Below are 17,963 nucleotides of genomic sequence, written 5' to 3'. Positions count from 1 at the left end.
GGATGAGAACAGGCGGCGGCGCGGCGCCGCCGATCTCAATAGAGCCCATGGCGGCCCCGCCGATAGCGACACTTCGCTTGCGGCCGCCCCATCCCTCCTGCATTACTGAGTTCACAGGCCGAGCTTTGCCTTCACGGCGTCGAGTGCCGGCTTGCCGTCGAAGGTGGTAACGCCTTGCAGCCAGGCGTCGAGCCTTCCCTCATTTTCCGAAATTGCCTTCTGGGCGGCATCGAGCGGCGCCATGCCGTCATTGATCAGGTAGCCCATGCCGGTATTCTCGAAGTCGATGTCGAAGCTGAGGTTCCTCAAGAGCTGCGCTGCGTTCGGACAGGCTTCCAGATAACCCTTGCGCACCTGGGTGCTGACGGTCGCCGCGCCAAAATTGGGCCCGTAGAATTTGTCGCCGCCAGTCAGATATTTGAAGTCGTACATCGTGTTCATCGGATGCGGCGCCCACCCCTGGAAGACGATGAAGTTCTTTTCCTTTATCCGATATCCGACCTCCGACAACATGCCGGCTTCGCTCGACTCGACGACTTCCCATCCGTTCAGACCCAGGCTCGGGTCGGCGATGGCGTCCATCATCAACTGGTTCGATCCAGGTTCGATGCCGTACATCTTGCTTTCGAATTTGTCGGCGAACTTCTGCAGGTCGGCCAGATCCTTGACGCCGGCTTCCCAGACATAGGTTGGAACGGCAAATGTGTATTTGGCGCCTTCGAGATTGATGCGCACAGTCTCGACCGAGCCATCCTGCTTGTACGGGCCAAAATTGGCGACCATGGCCGGGTCCCAATAGCCGAGGAAGACGTCGAGATCATTGTTCTTCAGAGCGGCATAGATGACGTCTATGCCAAGCAGGGTGCTCTGCGGCTTGTAGCCGAGGGCGTCGAACAGGACGGAGGCGACACCGGTGGTGAAGGCGAGATCGTTCCAGCCAGGCTCGGCCATCCGGACGGTTCTGCATTGTTCCGGTTCCGCGGCCTGGCTCACCTGCGGCGCAAGCGCCAGAGCACACAGGGGCATGCTGAGAAGAAAGGTGCGAAGCATTGTGATATCTCCCGTGTTGACCATTTAGTCTGATTATTGTCCCACCGGTCAATTGTTGATCTCGGCGGACTGGAATGTCAATGTGCTTTTGCATCGGGAACAATCATGAAACTCACTCGCCTCAGCGACATCCGCCGCAAGGAGCTGCGCCAGGCAGCATTCGCCGTGCTTCAGCGGGAAGGCATAGCCGGGGCGACGATCGAAAAGGTCGCGGCGCAGGCCGGCGCGTCGAAGGGCATCGTCCTGCATTATTTTAGGGATAAGCGAGAGCTGTTCGAACACGCGATGCGCGAGTCGAACCTGGTGCTGCGGGATGCGGTGGTGGCACGGCTGAAAGGCGCGCATACGCCTATGGAAAGGCTCGACGCCGTGATCGACGGCAATTTCGAGCTGCATTTCTTCCAGCCGTCGCTTTGTCATGCGTGGCTCTCGCTATGCGCGGAGGTGCCGCGCGACGAAAAATTGAAACGCATTCAGCGCGTGATCCACAGCCGTATGCGGTCGAATTTGCTGTCCGGCCTGCGTGGCCTTGTTGTCGAAGCTGACGCAAACGATATCGCTTTCGGCATCACCACGCTGATCGACGGGCTATGGCTGCGGCTTGGCCTCCAACCCGGCAGCGTTTCGCGCGACTATGCACTGCGCCAAGTCAAGGACTATGTCGCCGCGCGACTGGCAAGCGCTGAATTGCCGCCGGCCACGCGGCCTGCATCGGTTGGCGCCTAGAAGGCCAGCTAGCCGGCGCCTGATGGTTGCGCTCCATCCGCATTCGTCCAGCTTGTGCGCAACAGCGAGCGGTCGGCCATGCGCGCTCGACGGGCCGCGATGCGGTTGATAAGCCCTCTCCCCAAGGAGAGTCGAGACATGACCGTTGCGATCGAGATGGGCCACACGACCGCAGGCGCCCCGGCGGCGCTGGATCTTGAGGAGCTGCTGGCGACCCGCCTTTTGGTGCAGGGCAATTCGGGCTCCGGCAAATCGCATCTGCTGCGCCGGCTGCTGGAGCAGAGCGCGCCCTGGGTGCAGCAGACCATCATCGACCCCGAAGGCGACTTCGTGTCGCTGGGCGACCGTTTCGGTCATCTGGTGATCGATGCCGAGGAGCATACCGAGCGCGGCCTGCAGAGCGCCGGCGAGCGCGCGCGCATCCACCGCGTCTCCACGGTGCTCAATCTCGAGGGGCTCGACGCCGAGAACCAGATGCGGCGCGCCGCCGCCTTTCTCGGCGGGCTTTTCGAGGTCGCCCGCGACCACTGGTACCCGATGCTGGTGGTGGTGGACGAGGCGCAGCTGTTCGCACCGGCCGTGGCGGGCGAGGTGTCGGACGAGGCGCGCAAACTCTCGCTCGGCGCCATGACTAATCTGATGTGCCGTGGCCGCAAACGCGGGCTTGCCGGCATCATCGCCACCCAGCGACTGGCCAAGCTCGCCAAGAACGTCGCCGCCGAGGCTTCCAATTTCCTCATGGGTCGAACTTTTCTCGATATCGACATGGCGCGCGCCGCCGACCTTCTCGGCATGGAGCGGCGACAGGCGGAGGCTTTTCGCGACCTGGAGCGCGGGCAATTCATGGCGCTGGGCCCGGCGCTGTCGCGCCGTCCGCTGGGGCTGCGCATCGGCCCGACCGACACAAGCCCGCGCAATGGCACCCCGCGCCTGATGCCGCTGCCGGAATCGGCGTTGGAGGATGCCCGCGCGATCATCCTGGCAGCCCCGCCGCCGGAAACGGTCCGGCCGCAGCGCCGGTCGTCGCCGGACCTGCTCGATCAGCTGATGGCGGCGAAATCGGCGGCGCTGGAAATCCGCCCCGAACCGGTGGAGCCGCCGATCAGCGCCGAGGATTTGGCGGAGCGGCGGGAGCGCGTGGACCGTGTCCTGCGCGCCGTGCTGGCGCAACCCGATGCGGGCTTCCGTGTCATCGGCGTGCTTTACCAGGAATTCGTGGTCCGCTGCCGGATCGAGGGTCTCGCCTCGGTTGTGCCGGACCTGCCCGCCTTCCGCCGCATGCTGACGCGCGCCCGCGCCGGGCTGGGCTCCGACATGGCAGGGGATGATGCGTGGCAGGATGTCTCGGTGCGCGCCTCGCTGCTGCCCGAGGACATGCAAGGCGTGTTCATGATGATCGCCCGCGCCGCGAAGGAGGGCTGGCCCTGCCCGAGCGACGCGGCGATCGCCCGCGCCTATGGCTCGCACTCGCTGCGCCGCGCCCGGCGCCTGCTGACCTATATCGAGGAGCAGGGGCTGATCGTCTGCCAGCTTGACGGGGTTGGCCGGCGGACGGTGACGCTGGTGGAATTGGCCTGGGCGACGGCACCGGGGGATCCCGGTGCCGCGGAGGTGGAGCAGGGGAGTTTGGCGGTCTGAGGGGATGGTCTAGCGTGCAAGGGGAATGCCACGCGTCAAGGCGATGTATGACCGAGCGGTAGGTACAGCGGCGAGTCTTTTAGAGATCAGCCCCGATCAACTGACGAAGTACAAGAAATACGGCAGGACTGTAGCGCAAATATCTGCCGAAACTACGCTGCCGCCGCCGATTACCCCTTCGGTTCATTCTGTTGACATCTCCTGCTTCTGGAGAGATGGTAAGATACTACGCGGCGGCCCTTTTTCCGAAGATTTTATTCTGCAGCTTTATCAAAGGATTTCGGCAATGCGTTTGTCTCGATCGCGCCGACTTATGGCCGTCGCTTTGACGGCAATCGCAGCCGTTCCCTCTTATGGACATGCCGAGGACAGACTGCTGACAGAAGCGGTGCAGTTCAACGGCACGATCCTGTATCTCTCCACCGAGGTGCCTGGCCTGATCTTCGGCGCCGTGCGCAACGGCGAGACGGCCTTGGCCGGTTTCGGCAAGATTGCCGACGGGAGTGAAAAAGTGCCGGACGGCGACACAATGTTCCGCATCGCGTCCGTGAGCAAAGTGTTCTGCGGCAGCGTGCTTTCCTCGCTGGCGATCGACGGCAAGGTACAGCTCACCGACCGGCTGCAGGATCGCCTTGGCTGGGACGTCACGCTCCCTGAGAAGGATGGCCGCGCCCTCCGCCTGATCGATCTCGTCGCGCAAGCTTCCGGCCTTCCGCGGGAGGTGCCAGTGGCCGAGGCGCCCCCCTCCGACCCCTTCTCGACGAACACCAAAGAGGCGCAGATTGCCGCCCTCAAGGACAATCCGCTGCTATTCGCGCCGGGCACCGCCGTTCTCTATTCGAACTTCGGATACGACCTCCTCGGGGCGGCGCTCGCGAATGTCTCTGGAAAGCCCTATGCCGAGGTCCTGCGGGAGCGTGTCCTCGATCCACTCGGCATGAAAGACACGGTTTTCAACCCAAGACCGGCGGACGAGCCGCGCCTGATGCAGGGCCATAACTTCGGCGGCAGCCCCCTGCCCATCGTGCCGACGAGCACAGCCATGGAGTGCGCCGGTGGATTGTACTCGACCGCGGACGATCTGCTGCGCTGGATGAACTGGCATGTGGACAACAAGCCTTCCGCGGCCGACGCCGAGTTGCGGCTTTTGAACCACGCGGCTTTTTTGTACCGGGACGGGCTCGCGTCGGTGGTGGGGCTGGATGACGGCGGCCCGATGGACGCCATGGGTCTCGGATGGGTCATCATGCTCCCCAACGAGCATCGCCCGCTCATCCTCCAGAAGAGCGGCGGCCTGCAAGGGATGTTTCTCTATGTTGCGATTGCACCGACACGCGGCGTCGGCGCTTTCTTCGTCATGAACGAATTCAATGCCGCCGGCTTCATGGCTGGGGTCAAGACGACGAACGATCTCGTCGCAGAGATCGCTCCACGCTGATTTTCGCGCTGCTTCATGGCGCGGCCCCCTCCGGCTTTGGGCCGGTATAGCGGAGTATCCAGAGGCCCTGGTTCTTGTCGCTGATGTAGATGAAGCCGCGACGATCCACGACGACATCCTCGGTCTGCAGCACCAGCTTATCCTCAGGCATTGGCCCGTAGCGCCGGGTGGGTTCCGGTGGAATGAAATAGCCGACCTCACGCGGGAGCCGTGTGTTCGAAACATCGTAAATTCTGAGCCCGGCGTTGAAATGCGCGATGTAGAACAAATCGCCCTGTTTCTCGACGTCGGGATGATGTTGGTGGTGGTTGATGTTGTGCGGCCCGCGCCAGCCGCCGCGCGTGGTGAAGTCCGAATAGGAAGCGCCTTCGGGCGGCACGGGCTCCGGCAACAGCGACAGCAAGAACGGTTCGGCAGGGTCGGAAATATCGACGATCGACGCGTGATGCATAGGGCCGCGTCCATAAGTGACGTTCTCCGAATTGGCGAAGGCGATGCCCCGCTCGGGTATCGGCAGCACGCCGTGCACGCCGAAACGGGAATGAAAGGGCGGACTGAAGCTCAGGCTGCTGATCTGCTTCGGCTGCGAGACGTCACTGATGTCGAGCACGATGATCCCAGCCGCGCCATAAGGCAGATACACAAGATCGCCGACGACGTAGGGCGGGCCATGCAGCGATATGTCCTCGCCCGTGCTGGCGCAGAAGGCGCCGCACATGCATTGCGGCCGTAGTCGTAGCCGGTAGCGGTCCGACGCCTCCTGTGATGCTGCTGCGGGTTCGGCCGATGGGAAGCTCTCCCCGCCGGCCTCGTGCTGGCCCGGCACCCACCAGCGTCCGACCTCGCGTGGATTGGCGCGGTCCGAGATATCGAGAATGACGTAGATGTTACCCTTGTAACCGGGCATGCCGGCGGCAAGATGAACATAACGCCCGCCGGGATAGAGGTTGCGGTGCGTGCCGTTGCCTCCGGTCCGGTAATGACCGAGTTGTTTCGGATTGACGGGATCAGCGATATCCCAGATCAGGACCCCTTCGCCAAAAGCCGCGTCGGGGTCACCGCCGAAATTCGCGAAAGGTTTTTCGAGGGCCGTCACCATCGTATCGCCGGACAAATCGATCTGCAGCGTCCAGGTGTTCGTGCCCGGATAGGGCACGAACTTGACGACCTCAGGCTTCGCCGGATTGGTCACGTCGACGATGCTCCAGCCAGAGTGCCAGAAGTGTCCGGTATAAAGATACCAGCGCTCGCCGACCTGCCGGATCGCCATCTTGAAGGCAGGGCGATGATCGAGATCGGTATAGCCGATTGCTTCGACATGATGGGCGAAGGCGCCAGGGGGCGCCGGCGAGGCAGCAGGAACTGGCTGTGCAAGCGCCTCACAGACAAGACCGGATTGAGATGCGGTGGCAATCGCCGCACCAACAAGTGGAGCTTTCAACATCTGGCGGCGAGAAATCTCGGCATTCCTCAAGAGCATATCTCCCAGATTTGTGACTGCCTAAGCTTTGCGATTTTCAATATTTCTGTCCAATATTGATTGGAGAGCGATTAATTCGATTCTGGAAATTAAGAGATGGATCACAAGCTGATGCAGTCCTTCGTAGCTGTCGCCGAAGAGTTGCATTTCGGGCGCGCCGCAGCGCGCCTGCATATCTCCCAACCCCCTCTCACCAAGCAGATCCAGCAGTTGGAACAGGTCATAGGCGTGCGCCTGCTGGAGCGCACCAAACGCAAGGTCGAACTGACCGAGGCCGGCCGGGTGTTTCTCGAAGAAGCGAGAGCAGTCCTTCATCAGACCGGGCAAGCCGTCGAGCTTGCCCGCAAAGCCGGTCGTGGCGAAACCGGCCATCTGTCAGTCGGATTTATCGATGCCGCCATCTACAGTGTGGTGCCAGCTGTCGTTCAGCGGTTCACCGAATGTTATCCCGAGGTCGAGTTGAGCCTGACCGATCTGCGCATTCCCAACAGATAAAACTGGTAGCCGAACGGCAGCTCGACATTGGCTTTGTCCACCCTCCCGTGGTTCACAACGCTCTTCAAGCCGAAAGCATATTGGTCGAACCGCTGATCGTGGCCTTGCCGGAAACACATTGGTTAGCTTCAGAGACCGAGATCGCGCTGGCTGACTTGGCTCAGGAAGCGCTGATCCAGTTCCCGCGCAGCATCAATCCGTCCCTCTATGACGAGATTGTCGGGCTGTGCCGTTCATCCGGCTTCAGCCCGAGGATCGTGCGGGAAGCAACGCCCAAGCAAACGATCATCGGACTTGTATCCGTTGGGCTTGGCGTCTCGCTGCTGCCTGCCTGTCTCGAGAATCTGCAGCGATCCGGCGTCGTCTATCGACCTATTCGGGGCCGAAACCTGTCGATCGATACGTCAGTCATCTATCGGCGCGAACAGCCTTCGCCTGTGCTAAAGGCATTCCTCGACATCGTGCGCGAGACGACAGGCATAGTTCCAGAACATTTTGCTAAGCAGGCCGGCATGTGACGTGGGGCTCATCCATGACGCTGGCAAAGCGCTTCTCAGCTTCCGTCGTTTTTTGTTGCAGGGGACTCTCTACGCCCGAAAGCGAGTTCGGTCATCACCTGCCAATATAGGCGGCTAGTTCGTCCGGCGTTCCATTTGGGAAGGCCTGTTTTAGAAAGTCCAAGCACGCCGACACCCGCGCGCTGAGCAGCCGCCGAGATGGGTAGAGCGTCCAGAGAGCGATCTCGGGGCCGTCGATATCCCCCAATTTACCAGTGTGCCGTCAGCCAAGCCGTGGCTCACCAACGAAATGGGAAGACGTCCTGCACCGACGCCGGCTCGCACCGCATCCCGGACCATGATGAGCGTTGACAAAGCGCGGACCGGCTCGATTCTACTTGTTGACCGGCCACCGGGTGTCTTCCGTGCCATGTTTGCCGATCGCCTGCGCCGCGTCCAACGGCAGGAGCGGCGCGTCCACCGGTCGTGCGAGGAACATTCGGGCTCGCCACGACGACCAGGCGGTCGCGGAGAAACGCCCGCGCCTATGGCTCGCACTCGCTGCGCCGCGCGCCCGGCGGCTCTTGACCTATATCGAGGAGCAGGGGCTGATCGTGTGCCAGCTTGATGGGGTTGGCCGGCGGACGGTGACGCTGGTGGAATTGGCCTGGGCGACGGCACCGGGGGATCCCGGTGCCGCGGAGGTGGAGCAGGGGAGCTTGGCGGTGTGAGGCTGATGCGGTTTGGGCGAAAGCTGACGTGGCTCAACATCAGCAAAGCGCTAAAAGCCGCCCGGGTGGGTGGTCGATCAGAGTTTTCGCAATCTCTGTCGCCACGACATGCTCGAAAAATGCCCGCCCTTGGCGAACAGATCCCAGTCTGTCTCCGCGACCTGTCTTTAACGCAGGTGGCTCAATCGGCAATGTGGGTTTACATCGGCCGCCAAGTCCCTAGTTTTAGAGTTTCGCGCCGCGCACCTTAGTGCGTGAATGATCGAAAACGGGACCCGTGAACTCTGGCCGGTCCCTCAAAAACTCCCAAAGGATGACTGCCATGACACAGGCCAAGAATGGCGACACCGTGCGCATCAATTATACTGGACGTCTAGCCGACGGCACTCAATTCGATTCTTCTGGCAGCGAACCGCTGCAATTCAAGCTCGGTGAAGGGCAAGTGATCCCCGGCCTTGAGACCCATGTCGAGGGCATGGAGGTCGGCGCGAAAAGCACCGTCACCATTCCCGCCGACGCCGCTTATGGCCCCCACCGCCCCGAAGCGGTCATGACCGTCGACCGCGCCAGGGTGCCGGACAACATCAATGTCGATATCGGTACTCGATTGCAGGCCAGAACCACCGAAGGGCGCCCCATGCAGGTGACGGTCGTCGGCGTCGACGACGCCAGCGTCAAGCTCGACGGCAATCATCCGCTAGCCGGAAAGGATCTGGTGTTCGACGTTGAACTGGTTGAGATCGTTCAGGCGGCGTAGGGTATCCATGCGGCCAAAGGCCGTGGTGGCTATGATTTCGGGTGACGGACTTCCGCAGGAGGTTCGGCGGTTTGTGCCACCTGCCGCCCTGCTTTCCGCGCTTAGGCGATCGCCAAAACCGTGCCGACCTTCGTAAGGTTCGACGCTGCATCTGGAAGGGGACTGGCAGGTTCTGGAGAGCGAGGCCAAGAAGGCAGACTTACGCGGTAAGCCGCGCCGGGCATCCGGTGAATCACAGCTCCAGAGGCGTGTCTTGAAAGTATTTTCCGGGAGAGGCACCGAAGGCCGCCCGAAAAACCGCGATGAAGGCGCTGGGGCCTGAGTAGCCGAGTGCAAAAGCGATGTCGCCGACGCTTCGGCCACCGGCGAGCCACTCCACCGATTTCAGCAGTTTCGCCTGCTGTCGCCAGGCGCGGAAACTCATCCCTGTCTCAGATTGGAAGTGACGCTGGAAGCTACGTGGGGACATGGCCGCACGTGACGCAAGCTCATCGAGGGGCCAATCTGCGCCCGGCTCATTCCGCATGTCTGCGGCGATGTCCCGGAGGCGTTCGGATGCCGGCAACGGGAGAGACAACGGTGCGACCGGACTCGTCTGGAGCTGGTCGAGAATGACTGCCACAAGTCGTTCGGCGCGGAGGCTGCCCGCGTCCGCGCGAGGTATTTCCAGAAACGCCAGGATTAGCTCGCGCAGGAGCCGCGTCGTACCGATCACGGAGACTTCCGGTGACAGGCTCGCCACCGCGTCGGGGCGGAAAAAGAGATAGCTGCGCTCCGTCTGCTGCAGGTAGGTCACCTCGTGGAGGACCCCGGACGGCACGAACACGGCGCGTTCGGGTGGGATGATGAAGTAACCCCGCTCGGTCTCCAGCCTCAGCGAACCCCGCACGATCTGGAAAAGCTGCGCCCGGTGGTGCGTATGAAAAGCGTAGGTCCGCCCGGCGGGCTCTGCTCCGCCCTGAGCGACAGCGGTATGCGGATAATCTCCGAACCCGTCTTCCGGCAAATGAACGTTGATCAGGTTGTCGCGGGCAATCATGGCGGCTCAGAGACATAATTTGTCAGACTGCCGATAACACGTCTGACGGCAATTCACTAGGTTGGCATTAACTCAGCACAACTTGGACGAAAGTCATGACACTGGAATTCCAAATAGCCGAAATCCCGGATCGCCTTGCCCGCGGCCTTCTGACGAAGCTACCAGCTTTGAGGTTCGGAGCCTCCGTCGTTGTGGGCTGGTGGCAACGGAGCGAGACCGAACACGCACTACACCGACTATCGGATCGTGATCTGGCGGACATAGGTATTGCGCGTCGCGATATTCGCGAGTTCGCTTGGACTGGCACCGTCGCAGCCAACGAGCGACGAAACAGATCACCGGCCGCTGCCATGGATGCGCTTGCCTGCGGGGAATCCCATGCCCCGAGCGGATGGATGGAAGCTGATCCCTTTCGCGACGGCTCACGAATTAATGCGATGTCCACGAAGCCGCGGTCAACGCGATAGCGCCGCCGGTCTTGAAACAAGCGTTACCAGAGAGGCAGACAGAATGCATGATGACGGGCTTTTCGACGAGAAGATCGCTGCGACCTACGATGATGATAAAGGCATCTCTGCGCCAGAGGTGATTGAGCCGGCCGTTGACCTCCTGGCCGAGTTCGCAGGAGGCGGGCGCGCCTTGGAATTCGCGATCGGAACCGGACGCATCGCACTTCCTCTCGCGCGGAAAGGGGTGCAGGTGGAGGGCATCGAGCTTTCGAGGCCGATGGTGTCTCGCCTTCGCGCTAAAGAAGGAGGCGCGGAGATCTCGGTAGCGATCGGCGATATGGTAACGACGGATGTCGCGAGACGGTTCTCACTCGTCTATCTGGTTTTCAATACGATAAACAACCTGACATCGCAGGACGCTCAGCTCGCCTGCTTCCGGAACGCAGCCGCGCATCTCGAACCTGGCGGACACTTCCTGATTGAGGTCGGCGTGCCACCGCTTCAGCGGCTGCCGGTTGGCGAGACGATCCTGGCGTTCGACCACGGCGAAACGCATTGGGGCGTCGACGAGTACGACGTGGTGAACCAGAATTTCTCGTCCCATCACATCTGGCTCCGTGACGGAAGCTATGAGCGATTCTCAGTACCGTTTCGTTATGCCTGGCCAGCTGAATTCGATCTTATGGCGCGACTGGCTGGTTTAAGGCTCAAAGAGCGTTGGGGCGGCTGGAAAAAGGAGCTGTTCACGCAGGTCAGCGATAAACATGTCTCCGTCTGGCAGAAGGTTGAAGGTTAGGACGCGTGGAGCGAAGCGTCATCACCCTCGTCCGCAACGCGCCGATGGGAAGCCGGCCGCTTTCAACGCCATGCCGCTGCTTCCGGTCACACGCAGCAGGCAACGAGAGCATCTCCTGCATCTTGGCTTTATCGTTGGCGTGTCCGCTTTCAGGATATGTTGAAGCCAGCCCAAACGACCGACATTAGGCGCAAAGCTGTCATGCACGGCTCCGTTTGCGAGAGTCTGCTTCGGTCAAAAGCAGCCCCGGCTCCAGCGGTTCCCCTACCGATCCTCGATAATCCGCAAATAAGCCGCCGTCACGAACAACACGATCAGCCCGAACAGAATCCGCCGCGCGCCTTCGGGCATCTGCAGGATGGTCAGCAGCGTCGTCAGCACGGTGAGGATCAGCGCGCCGATGATCGTGCCGGTGTAGCCGCCGCGGCCGCCGAAGATCGAGGTTCCGCCGATCACGGCCGCTGCCACCGAAGGCAGCACCAGCGGCTCGGCCAGCGACAGCGACGGCGCCTTGATCAAGCCGATATAGAGCAGACCGGTGATGCCGGCGAGCACGCTCGAGATGACGTAGAGCGCTGTGATCACCTGCCAATAGCGGACGCCGGACAGGCGTGCCGCCCCTTCATTGTCGCCGACCGCGTAAAGCAGACGGCCGAAGCCGGTGCGGTTCAAGGTGAAGACAATGAGGACGGCGATGGGGACGAACAACAGCAGCGCATTGGGTATGCCATAGGTGAGGCCGGTGCCGAGCCAGGCCAGGAAGGGCGGAATCTTGGCGCCTGAAGCGATGACGGTGCGCTGATAGACCTGCAGGCAGCCGGTGCCGATCAGGCTGGTGCCGAGCGTCATGATCAGCGGGTGCACGCGAAAGACGCCGACGCCGATGCCATTGACCAGGCCGATCAGCACTGCCGGCACCAATGCGATGAGGATCGCCACCGCCGGGTCATGGTTGACGACCTGCGTCGCCATGATGAAGGCGCTCATCGTCGCCACGGTTCCGACCGACAGGTCGATGCCGCCGGTCAGCATGGTCATGGTCTGGCACCCGGCAAGAATTGCCAGCGGGATGGCGAACTTGACGGTGTTGGCGAGCCAGCGCTCGTTGACGATGCCGGGGCGCAGGATCTGCAGGATCACCACCAGCATGACCAGCAGGATGATCAGCGGGATCAGCGGCCGGTCGGCCATGAAGCGCTTGATGCGGCGGCCGAAGGGTACGGGTTGGATCGCTGATATGCTCATGAGATTGCTCGCGATTGGGGTGGCGCGATGTTGGTCCGGTTGTCGCGATAGGATGGCGCTCTACGGCGCCCCCCTCTGTCCTGCCGGACATCTCCCCCTCTTGGGGGGAGATTGGCAGCTTCACACTCGGCGCCCTTCTTGCACCTTCGGAGATTGGCGAAAACCGTAGCGACGGCCAATCTCCCCCCAAGAGGGGGAGATGTCCGGCAGGACAGAGGGGGGCGCGAAGGATCGCTACGCTCATGCCGATCTGCCAGCGTCACGGCATTGCTCATGATTGCCGGCTCCGCATGGTGATGAAGGCGCCGAACATCACAACGGCGACCATGATCGCGCCCTCGATGATCGCGGTGACGTTGGGATCGATGGCCAGAAGCGTCAGGTCGGTGCGCACCAGGCGCAGCACGAAGACCGCGACGATCGGGCCGAGCAGTCCGCCCTTGCCGCCGCCAAGTGCGACGCCGCCGAGCACCACCGCAGCCACGCTGGCAAGAAGATAAGGGCCGGGAATGGGGGCGCCGATGCCAGTGCTCATGGTCAGCGCCAGCCCGCCCATAGCGCCGAAAAGCCCCGACAGGGCGTAGGCGATGATCTTGGTGCGCGCGACGGGCACGCCGCTGCGAAATGCCGCCAGCTCGCTGCTGCCGATGGCGTAGATCGAGAGGCCGAGCTTCGAGCGCTTGAGCGGTATCCATATGATGCAGAGGCAGACGACCAGCAGGACCAGCGCCTTCGGTATCCAGGCGGAGATCCCGGGCAGGCCCGGGATCGGGACGGTGCCGATGATGGTCGCCCTCAGCCATTCGGCCACTGCGCCGCCGGGCGCGCCGAGGACGAGCAGGGCCGCGCCCTGCAGAACGAAGAGGGTGGCCAGCGTGACGACGATATCGGGTACGCGGGTAACGACGATCAGCATGCCGTTGACGGCGCCCAGCACCAGCCCCATGGCCAGCACGAACGGCACCACGAACAGCGCGTATTCCTCGCTGGCGCCGTCCATCATCGAGGCGGCGGTGACGCTGGTCAGCGCCATCATGGCGCCGACGGAAAGATCGATGCCGCCGGCGATGACGACAATCGTCTGGGCGGCCACCGCAAAGGCGTAAGGCAGCACCGCGCGCACCAGCGAGCCGAAATCGCCGCTGCCATAGCCGGGCTGGATGAGCTTGGTGATCACCAACAGGATCACGAACAGGGCAATCAGGCCGGCGACCCAGCCCTGGCGGCGGATAAGGCGGCTCAAGGCGTCACCGCCGGGCTCGAGCGGACATCGGCAAGGATGCCGACGTCCTCCTTGGCGTCGCGCGGCAAGCCGTAAGCGGCGCGCATCAGCGCCGGCTCGTCGGCGAGTTCGACGGGGAAGACATCGACGACGCGGCCCCCAAAGATGACGATGACGCGATCGCAGACACGCTGCACCTCCTCGAGCTCGGACGTATAGAACAGCACCGACTTGCCCTGGTCGGCGAGTTGGCGCAGCAGCTTGTAGATCTCCTGCTTGGTGCCGACATCGATGCCGCGCGTCGGGTCGAAGCAGAGGATGGTCTGTGCCTCAGCGGCGATCCAGCGGGCGATCGTCACCTTCTGCTGGTTGCCGCCGGACAGGCGCTGCACCTCGCGCTGGGCGCGCGTGTCGATCTGCAGCCGCTCGATCGCATTGACGACCTTGGAGCCTTCCTGCCGCATGTTGATCGGCCCCCAGTTGCGCAAGGCGGCGCTGAACGGGAGCGCGATGTTCTCGCGCACCGAGCGCTGCATGGTCAGCGCCTCGGTGCGGTCGCCGGGCACATAGGCGATGCCGGCGCGGATCGCATCGGCCGGATGCGCGAATTTCACCGGCTGCCCGTCCACCTCGATCGTCCCGCCGGACGGGCGGATGGAGCCGGCAAGTGCAGCGAAGAGCTCGTCCTGGCCTTGGCCCTCAAGCGCGACGACGCCTGCGACCTCGCCGTTGGCCAGATCGAACGACACGTCGTTGAGCTTGGTGCCGACACGAAGGTTCGCCACGCCGAGGCGCGGACGGCTATCCCCAGGCGAAGCTGCCTGGCTGGCCTGGCGCGACGTCACCCGCGTCTTTTCGACCTTGGCGCCGAGCATCATCTCGACGATGCGCTCCTCGACCCCCGGTTCGATGTCGACGACGCCGACGGTCTCGCCGTCGCGAAGCACCGTGGCGCGGTCGCAAAGTGCCGATATCTCGACAAAACGGTGGGAAATGAAGATCACCGAACGGCCGCTGTCGCCCTGGCGGCGAACGACTTCAAGCACCTTTTCCGCAAGGTTTGCCGGAAGTGCTGCGGTCATCTCGTCGAGCAGCAAAACGTCGGGCTCGACGGCAAGAGCGCGCGCCAGATCGAGCACGCGCAGTACGGCCAGCGGGATGTCGCGCGCGATGTCGCGTATGTCGAGGTCGGGAATGCCCAGCTCGCGCACCCAGGCGCGGAACGGCTCGACCGGCGTGTCGGTCAGGCGAAGGTTGGAGGCGACGTCGAGATCCGGGATGAGCGACGGTTCCTGATAGACGGGAAGCAGGCCGGCGCGGCGCGCATCGGCGGGCGAGCGCACGTCGCGGGCTTCGCCGCGGATCAGGATATGCCCGGCATCGGCCCGTATGGCGCCGGTCAGGATCTTGACGAGCGTCGATTTGCCGGCGCCGTTGGCGCCCATCAGGGCGTGAACCTCGCCCGGCAGAACCGACAGCGACGCGTTGCGCAACGCCACCACGGCGCCGTAGGTCTTCACGACGCCGGTAGCGTCCAGGAGGGGATTGGTGGTCAAAATCGCGTTGCTCTCGTTCCAAGCTTTCCAAATGTTATGGAGCCATGATCGGTTGGCCGTCTACGGTTGACGATGCCGGCCGAAACAGCGACCCTCCCTTCTCCCCTTGTGGGAGAAGGTGGCCTCGCGAAGCGAGGTCGGATGAGGGGTGTTCCAGGGAACACCAACGCCTCATTCCTTCCAGCACCCCTCATCCGTCTCGGCGCTGCGCGCCGATCCACCTTCTCCCACAAGGGGAGAAGGCAGAAGCGCGGCTCGTCAAGCCTGCGATTACTCGCCCGGGCCCTTGCAGGCGATGATCTGGTCCTTGGTGTAGGTGGTCCACTCCGGGATGGAGATCGAGACCGGCCATTCCGGGCTCAGCGACGGATCGGCCGCGCCCTTCAGCTTGGCCTTGCCTTCGTCGGTGGCGTTCTCCCAGAGCTGCGGCTCGACCAGCACGGTCTGCTCCGCCGGCTTCTTGCCGTTCAGGATCTGCAGGGCCAGCGTCACGCCGGCGCCGCCGATCGAGCCGGGGTTGGTCACCGCCGCCCCGACAAGCCCTTCGACCGAGTTCAACTGGCCGACGAAGCCGGCATTGTCGGCGCCGACCACCGGCACCAGCGGCGTCTGCGACTCGACCAGCGCATCGACGATCACATTGTCGATGCCCGAGGTCCAGATGCCGTTGAAAGGCGATCCGGTGGCGATGAAGTCGAGGATCTGCTGCTTGCCCTGATCCTGCTGCCAGCCGGTGAAGACCTCATGCACGACCTTCACATCGGGGAATTCCGCAAGCGCCTTCTTGAAGCCCTTGTCGCGGTCGCTGTCGGCCGAGGCGCCGGCGGCGCCGCGCATGTAGACGACGTCGCCCTTGCCGCCCATCTGCTGGAACAGCCATTTGGCGCCGAGATAGGCGTATTGTTCCTGGTTGTTGGAGATGATGTAGGCCGAGGGCTCGGTGACCGCCTGGTCGACGGCGACGACAACGATGCCGGCCTTGGTGGCTTCTTCCAGGGCTGACTTGATGCCGGCTGGATCGGCCGGGTTGACGACGATGGCGTTGACCTTGGCGCTGATCAGGTTGCGGATGTCCTCGAGCTGACCGGCAGCGTCGGTGTTGCGGTGGGCGATGTTCAGCTTGGTCACCTCGCCGGAGGCGAGCGCCTGGGCCTTCATCGCGCAGATCATCTCCTCGCGCCAGCCATTGCCCTGCACGGTGTTGGAAATGCCGATCGTGTATTTGGCTTCAGCGGACGAGACGCCCACCGAAGCCATGAAGGCCGCGCCGGCAAGCAGCGGGACTATGGTCAAAAGTTTTTTCATTTCAGTCTTCCTCCACAATGTTTTCAGTTTCAGGGCCTGATCCTGTCGACCTGAGACAGGATCAAAGCCAAGCTGTTTGCGCCGTCACTTCACGAAGGGGCGCAGCACGTCGCGGGCGAGTAGAAAACCCCGCTTGACCTTGTCGTCGCTCCCCTCAAACCGCCGGTCCTCGTGCTCGATGATAACAGGCCCGTCGTACCCTGCGCGATAGAGACCGGAGAAGATCACATTCCAGTCGACATCGCCGAGCCCCGGCATGCGCGGGACCTGCCAGCCTATGCCGGCCGAGAGGATGCCTCGCTCGTAAAGTCCATCAGGATCGATCATCAGGTCCTTGGCATGGACATGCAGCATGTACGGACCGAATTCTCTGATGAAGCGTGCCTGGTCGATCATCTGCCAGACCAGATGCGACGGGTCGAAGTTCATGCCGACATCGCCGCCCCAGGCTTCAAGGATGCGGCGCCAGATATAGGGCGAATAGGCGATGTTGTGCCCGCCCGGCCACTCGTCATAGCTGAAGATCATCGGGCAGTTTTCGAAGGCCAGCTTCACGCCATGGTCTCGCGCATGGGCTGTTATGGCGGGCCAGATCTTGAGCGCCTCTTGCCAGTTGGCGTCGATGGTTTTTGAAGCGTCACCGCCGCAGAAGGTGTTGACGACAGGCACGCCCATATGGCTCGCCAGCACGATCACCTTCTTCAGATGGTCGATGACGGTGTTGCGGTGGGCGGCATCGGGATGCAGCGGATTGGGGTAGAAACCGAGGCCCGAGATCGACAGCTTCTTCTCCGCCAACGAGGCGACGATCTCCTTGGCCTGCGCGGCTGACGTCGAAGCCGCATCGATATGGCTGGTGCCGGCATAGCGCCGGGCGCCGCCGGAGGATTTCGGCCAGCAGGCAATCTCCAGCGCCTCGAAGCCGGCAGAACTTGCCCAGTCGGAAACCTCGCCAAGCGAGGTGTCCGCAAACGGCGCGGTGAGCAGTCCGAGCTTCATATTGCCTCCCTTCCCCTTACTATGCCGATTGTGCGGGCCGCTTCAACCGGGCAACCTCGGGTTGTTCCAAACTTCGCCTGACGACTGCCATCGGGTTGTCTGAGAGCAGGCCGTCGAGGGCTGATGTGATAGCCCTGCGGAAATCGCCATTTGCGGCAAGCTCCGGATCGAAGATCGTGTCGATGGCGAGGATCGCGGCTGCCAAAGCCCTCGTGTCGGCGCCGACCGCGTCGGCAATGCGGGCGATCCTGTCGGCATAGGGATCGGACACCGGCCAGCGCTTGCCGAAGCGTGCCGAGGAGCGGATCAGATAGGCCATCCAGCCTGCGACCGGGACCGACAAGAGCGCGATGCTTTCGCCGCGCCGCAACCGGTCGCGGATCGGGTTGAGAAGCCGCTGCACGATCTTTTGCGAGCCGTCGGTGGCGATCTGGTGGTTGCGATGGCGGATCGCTGTATTGCGCAGACGAGCGAGGCTTTGCTCGACATAGGCTTCCGGCGAGACGCCGGGCATCGGCATCAAGGTCGGCAGCGTCTCGT

The 17,963-nt window shown here is 62.8% G+C and carries 16 protein-coding genes and 3 pseudogenes; 9 read left to right on the top strand and 10 right to left on the bottom strand.

Annotated elements, in window-relative coordinates; translation table 11 throughout:
* Window positions 1–111 precede the first annotated feature (111 nt).
* On the bottom strand, window positions 112–1,050 hold the full coding sequence (gene choX, locus EOC93_RS27010; RefSeq protein ID WP_127206152.1) for a choline ABC transporter substrate-binding protein: 939 nt from the start codon (window positions 1,048–1,050) through the stop codon (window positions 112–114).
* Between the two features lie 105 nt (window positions 1,051–1,155).
* Here choX and betI point away from each other — a divergent pair, with 105 nt between their 5' ends.
* The 3 genes from betI (at window position 1,156) to ampH (ending at window position 4,852) form a co-directional block, all read left to right on the top strand.
* Window positions 1,156–1,776, top strand: coding sequence for a transcriptional regulator BetI (betI, locus tag EOC93_RS27005; protein WP_127206151.1), 621 nt, complete (start codon window positions 1,156–1,158; stop codon window positions 1,774–1,776).
* A 138-nt stretch (window positions 1,777–1,914) separates the two neighbouring features.
* On the top strand, window positions 1,915–3,414 hold the full coding sequence (locus EOC93_RS27000) for an ATP-binding protein (RefSeq protein ID WP_127206150.1): 1,500 nt from the start codon (window positions 1,915–1,917) through the stop codon (window positions 3,412–3,414).
* 25 nt (window positions 3,415–3,439) lie between these two features.
* Entirely contained in the window at window positions 3,440–4,852 is a 1,413-nt protein-coding gene (gene ampH / locus EOC93_RS26995) for a D-alanyl-D-alanine-carboxypeptidase/endopeptidase AmpH (protein WP_245461550.1), read from the top strand.
* 13 nt (window positions 4,853–4,865) lie between these two features.
* Here ampH and EOC93_RS26990 read toward each other — a convergent pair whose 3' ends face one another.
* Window positions 4,866–6,326, bottom strand: a complete 1,461-nt coding sequence (locus EOC93_RS26990) for a hypothetical protein (protein ID WP_206532279.1) — start codon at window positions 6,324–6,326, stop codon at window positions 4,866–4,868.
* A gap of 102 nt (window positions 6,327–6,428) precedes the next feature.
* Here EOC93_RS26990 and EOC93_RS35015 point away from each other — a divergent pair, with 102 nt between their 5' ends.
* Together EOC93_RS35015 and EOC93_RS35010 are read left to right on the top strand one after the other, a co-directional pair.
* Window positions 6,429–6,827: a LysR family transcriptional regulator gene (locus tag EOC93_RS35015; protein ID WP_245461549.1), complete on the top strand. Its 399-nt coding sequence runs from the start codon at window positions 6,429–6,431 to the stop codon at window positions 6,825–6,827.
* Window positions 6,773–7,345 carry a LysR substrate-binding domain-containing protein gene (locus EOC93_RS35010; RefSeq protein WP_245461548.1) on the top strand — a complete coding sequence of 191 codons (573 nt, stop codon included), beginning with the start codon at window positions 6,773–6,775 and terminating at the stop codon, window positions 7,343–7,345. The genes EOC93_RS35015 and EOC93_RS35010 overlap by 55 nt, the downstream gene beginning before the upstream one ends.
* Before the next feature lie 94 nt (window positions 7,346–7,439).
* Here the strand turns inward: EOC93_RS35010 and EOC93_RS26980 are convergent.
* Window positions 7,440–7,866, bottom strand: a pseudogene (locus tag EOC93_RS26980) (LysR substrate-binding domain-containing protein); the annotation flags it as partial.
* Between EOC93_RS26980 and EOC93_RS26975 the strand changes: the two are divergent.
* Together EOC93_RS26975 and EOC93_RS26970 are read left to right on the top strand one after the other, a co-directional pair.
* Window positions 7,862–8,055: pseudogene (locus EOC93_RS26975) on the top strand (ATP-binding protein); the annotation flags it as partial. The pseudogenes EOC93_RS26980 and EOC93_RS26975 overlap by 5 nt on opposite strands.
* A gap of 322 nt (window positions 8,056–8,377) precedes the next feature.
* A complete protein-coding gene (locus tag EOC93_RS26970; protein ID WP_126104427.1) occupies window positions 8,378–8,812 on the top strand; it encodes a peptidylprolyl isomerase in 435 nt (144 codons plus the stop codon).
* A 232-nt stretch (window positions 8,813–9,044) separates the two neighbouring features.
* Here EOC93_RS26970 and EOC93_RS26965 read toward each other — a convergent pair whose 3' ends face one another.
* Complete coding sequence (locus EOC93_RS26965) at window positions 9,045–9,851, bottom strand: helix-turn-helix transcriptional regulator (RefSeq protein ID WP_127206149.1); 807 nt, start codon at window positions 9,849–9,851, stop codon at window positions 9,045–9,047.
* A 95-nt stretch (window positions 9,852–9,946) separates the two neighbouring features.
* On the opposite strand from EOC93_RS26965, the gene EOC93_RS35435 reads away from it, so the two are divergent.
* On the top strand, window positions 9,947–10,318 hold the full coding sequence (locus EOC93_RS35435) for a DUF1127 domain-containing protein (protein WP_127206148.1): 372 nt from the start codon (window positions 9,947–9,949) through the stop codon (window positions 10,316–10,318).
* Between the two features lie 43 nt (window positions 10,319–10,361).
* Complete coding sequence (locus EOC93_RS26955) at window positions 10,362–11,096, top strand: class I SAM-dependent methyltransferase (protein WP_126104430.1); 735 nt, start codon at window positions 10,362–10,364, stop codon at window positions 11,094–11,096.
* A 264-nt stretch (window positions 11,097–11,360) separates the two neighbouring features.
* Here the strand turns inward: EOC93_RS26955 and EOC93_RS26950 are convergent, their stop codons facing one another.
* The 6 genes and pseudogenes from EOC93_RS26950 to EOC93_RS26920 all read right to left on the bottom strand — a co-directional run.
* On the bottom strand, window positions 11,361–12,341 hold the full coding sequence (locus tag EOC93_RS26950; RefSeq protein WP_127206147.1) for an ABC transporter permease: 981 nt from the start codon (window positions 12,339–12,341) through the stop codon (window positions 11,361–11,363).
* A gap of 271 nt (window positions 12,342–12,612) precedes the next feature.
* Window positions 12,613–13,584, bottom strand: a complete 972-nt coding sequence (locus EOC93_RS26940; RefSeq protein WP_127206146.1) for an ABC transporter permease — start codon at window positions 13,582–13,584, stop codon at window positions 12,613–12,615.
* Window positions 13,581–15,119 (bottom strand): sugar ABC transporter ATP-binding protein, encoded by a 1,539-nt coding sequence (locus EOC93_RS26935; RefSeq protein WP_127206145.1) that lies wholly within the window; start codon window positions 15,117–15,119, stop codon window positions 13,581–13,583. Before EOC93_RS26935 ends, EOC93_RS26940 begins: the two co-directional genes overlap by 4 nt.
* A 270-nt stretch (window positions 15,120–15,389) precedes the next feature.
* A complete protein-coding gene (locus EOC93_RS26930) occupies window positions 15,390–16,424 on the bottom strand; it encodes an ABC transporter substrate-binding protein (RefSeq protein WP_127206144.1) in 1,035 nt (344 codons plus the stop codon).
* Between the two features lie 84 nt (window positions 16,425–16,508).
* Window positions 16,509–17,423: a sugar phosphate isomerase/epimerase gene (locus tag EOC93_RS26925; RefSeq protein ID WP_127206143.1), complete on the bottom strand. Its 915-nt coding sequence runs from the start codon at window positions 17,421–17,423 to the stop codon at window positions 16,509–16,511.
* A 19-nt stretch (window positions 17,424–17,442) separates the two neighbouring features.
* Window positions 17,443–17,963, bottom strand: a pseudogene (locus EOC93_RS26920) (mannitol dehydrogenase family protein); the annotation flags it as partial.

Origin of the sequence: Mesorhizobium sp. M6A.T.Ce.TU.002.03.1.1 (assembly GCF_003997275.1) — a bacterium.
Lineage (GTDB): Bacteria > Pseudomonadota > Alphaproteobacteria > Rhizobiales > Rhizobiaceae > Mesorhizobium > Mesorhizobium mediterraneum.
This window is presented reverse-complemented; position numbering and strand designations above follow the sequence as displayed.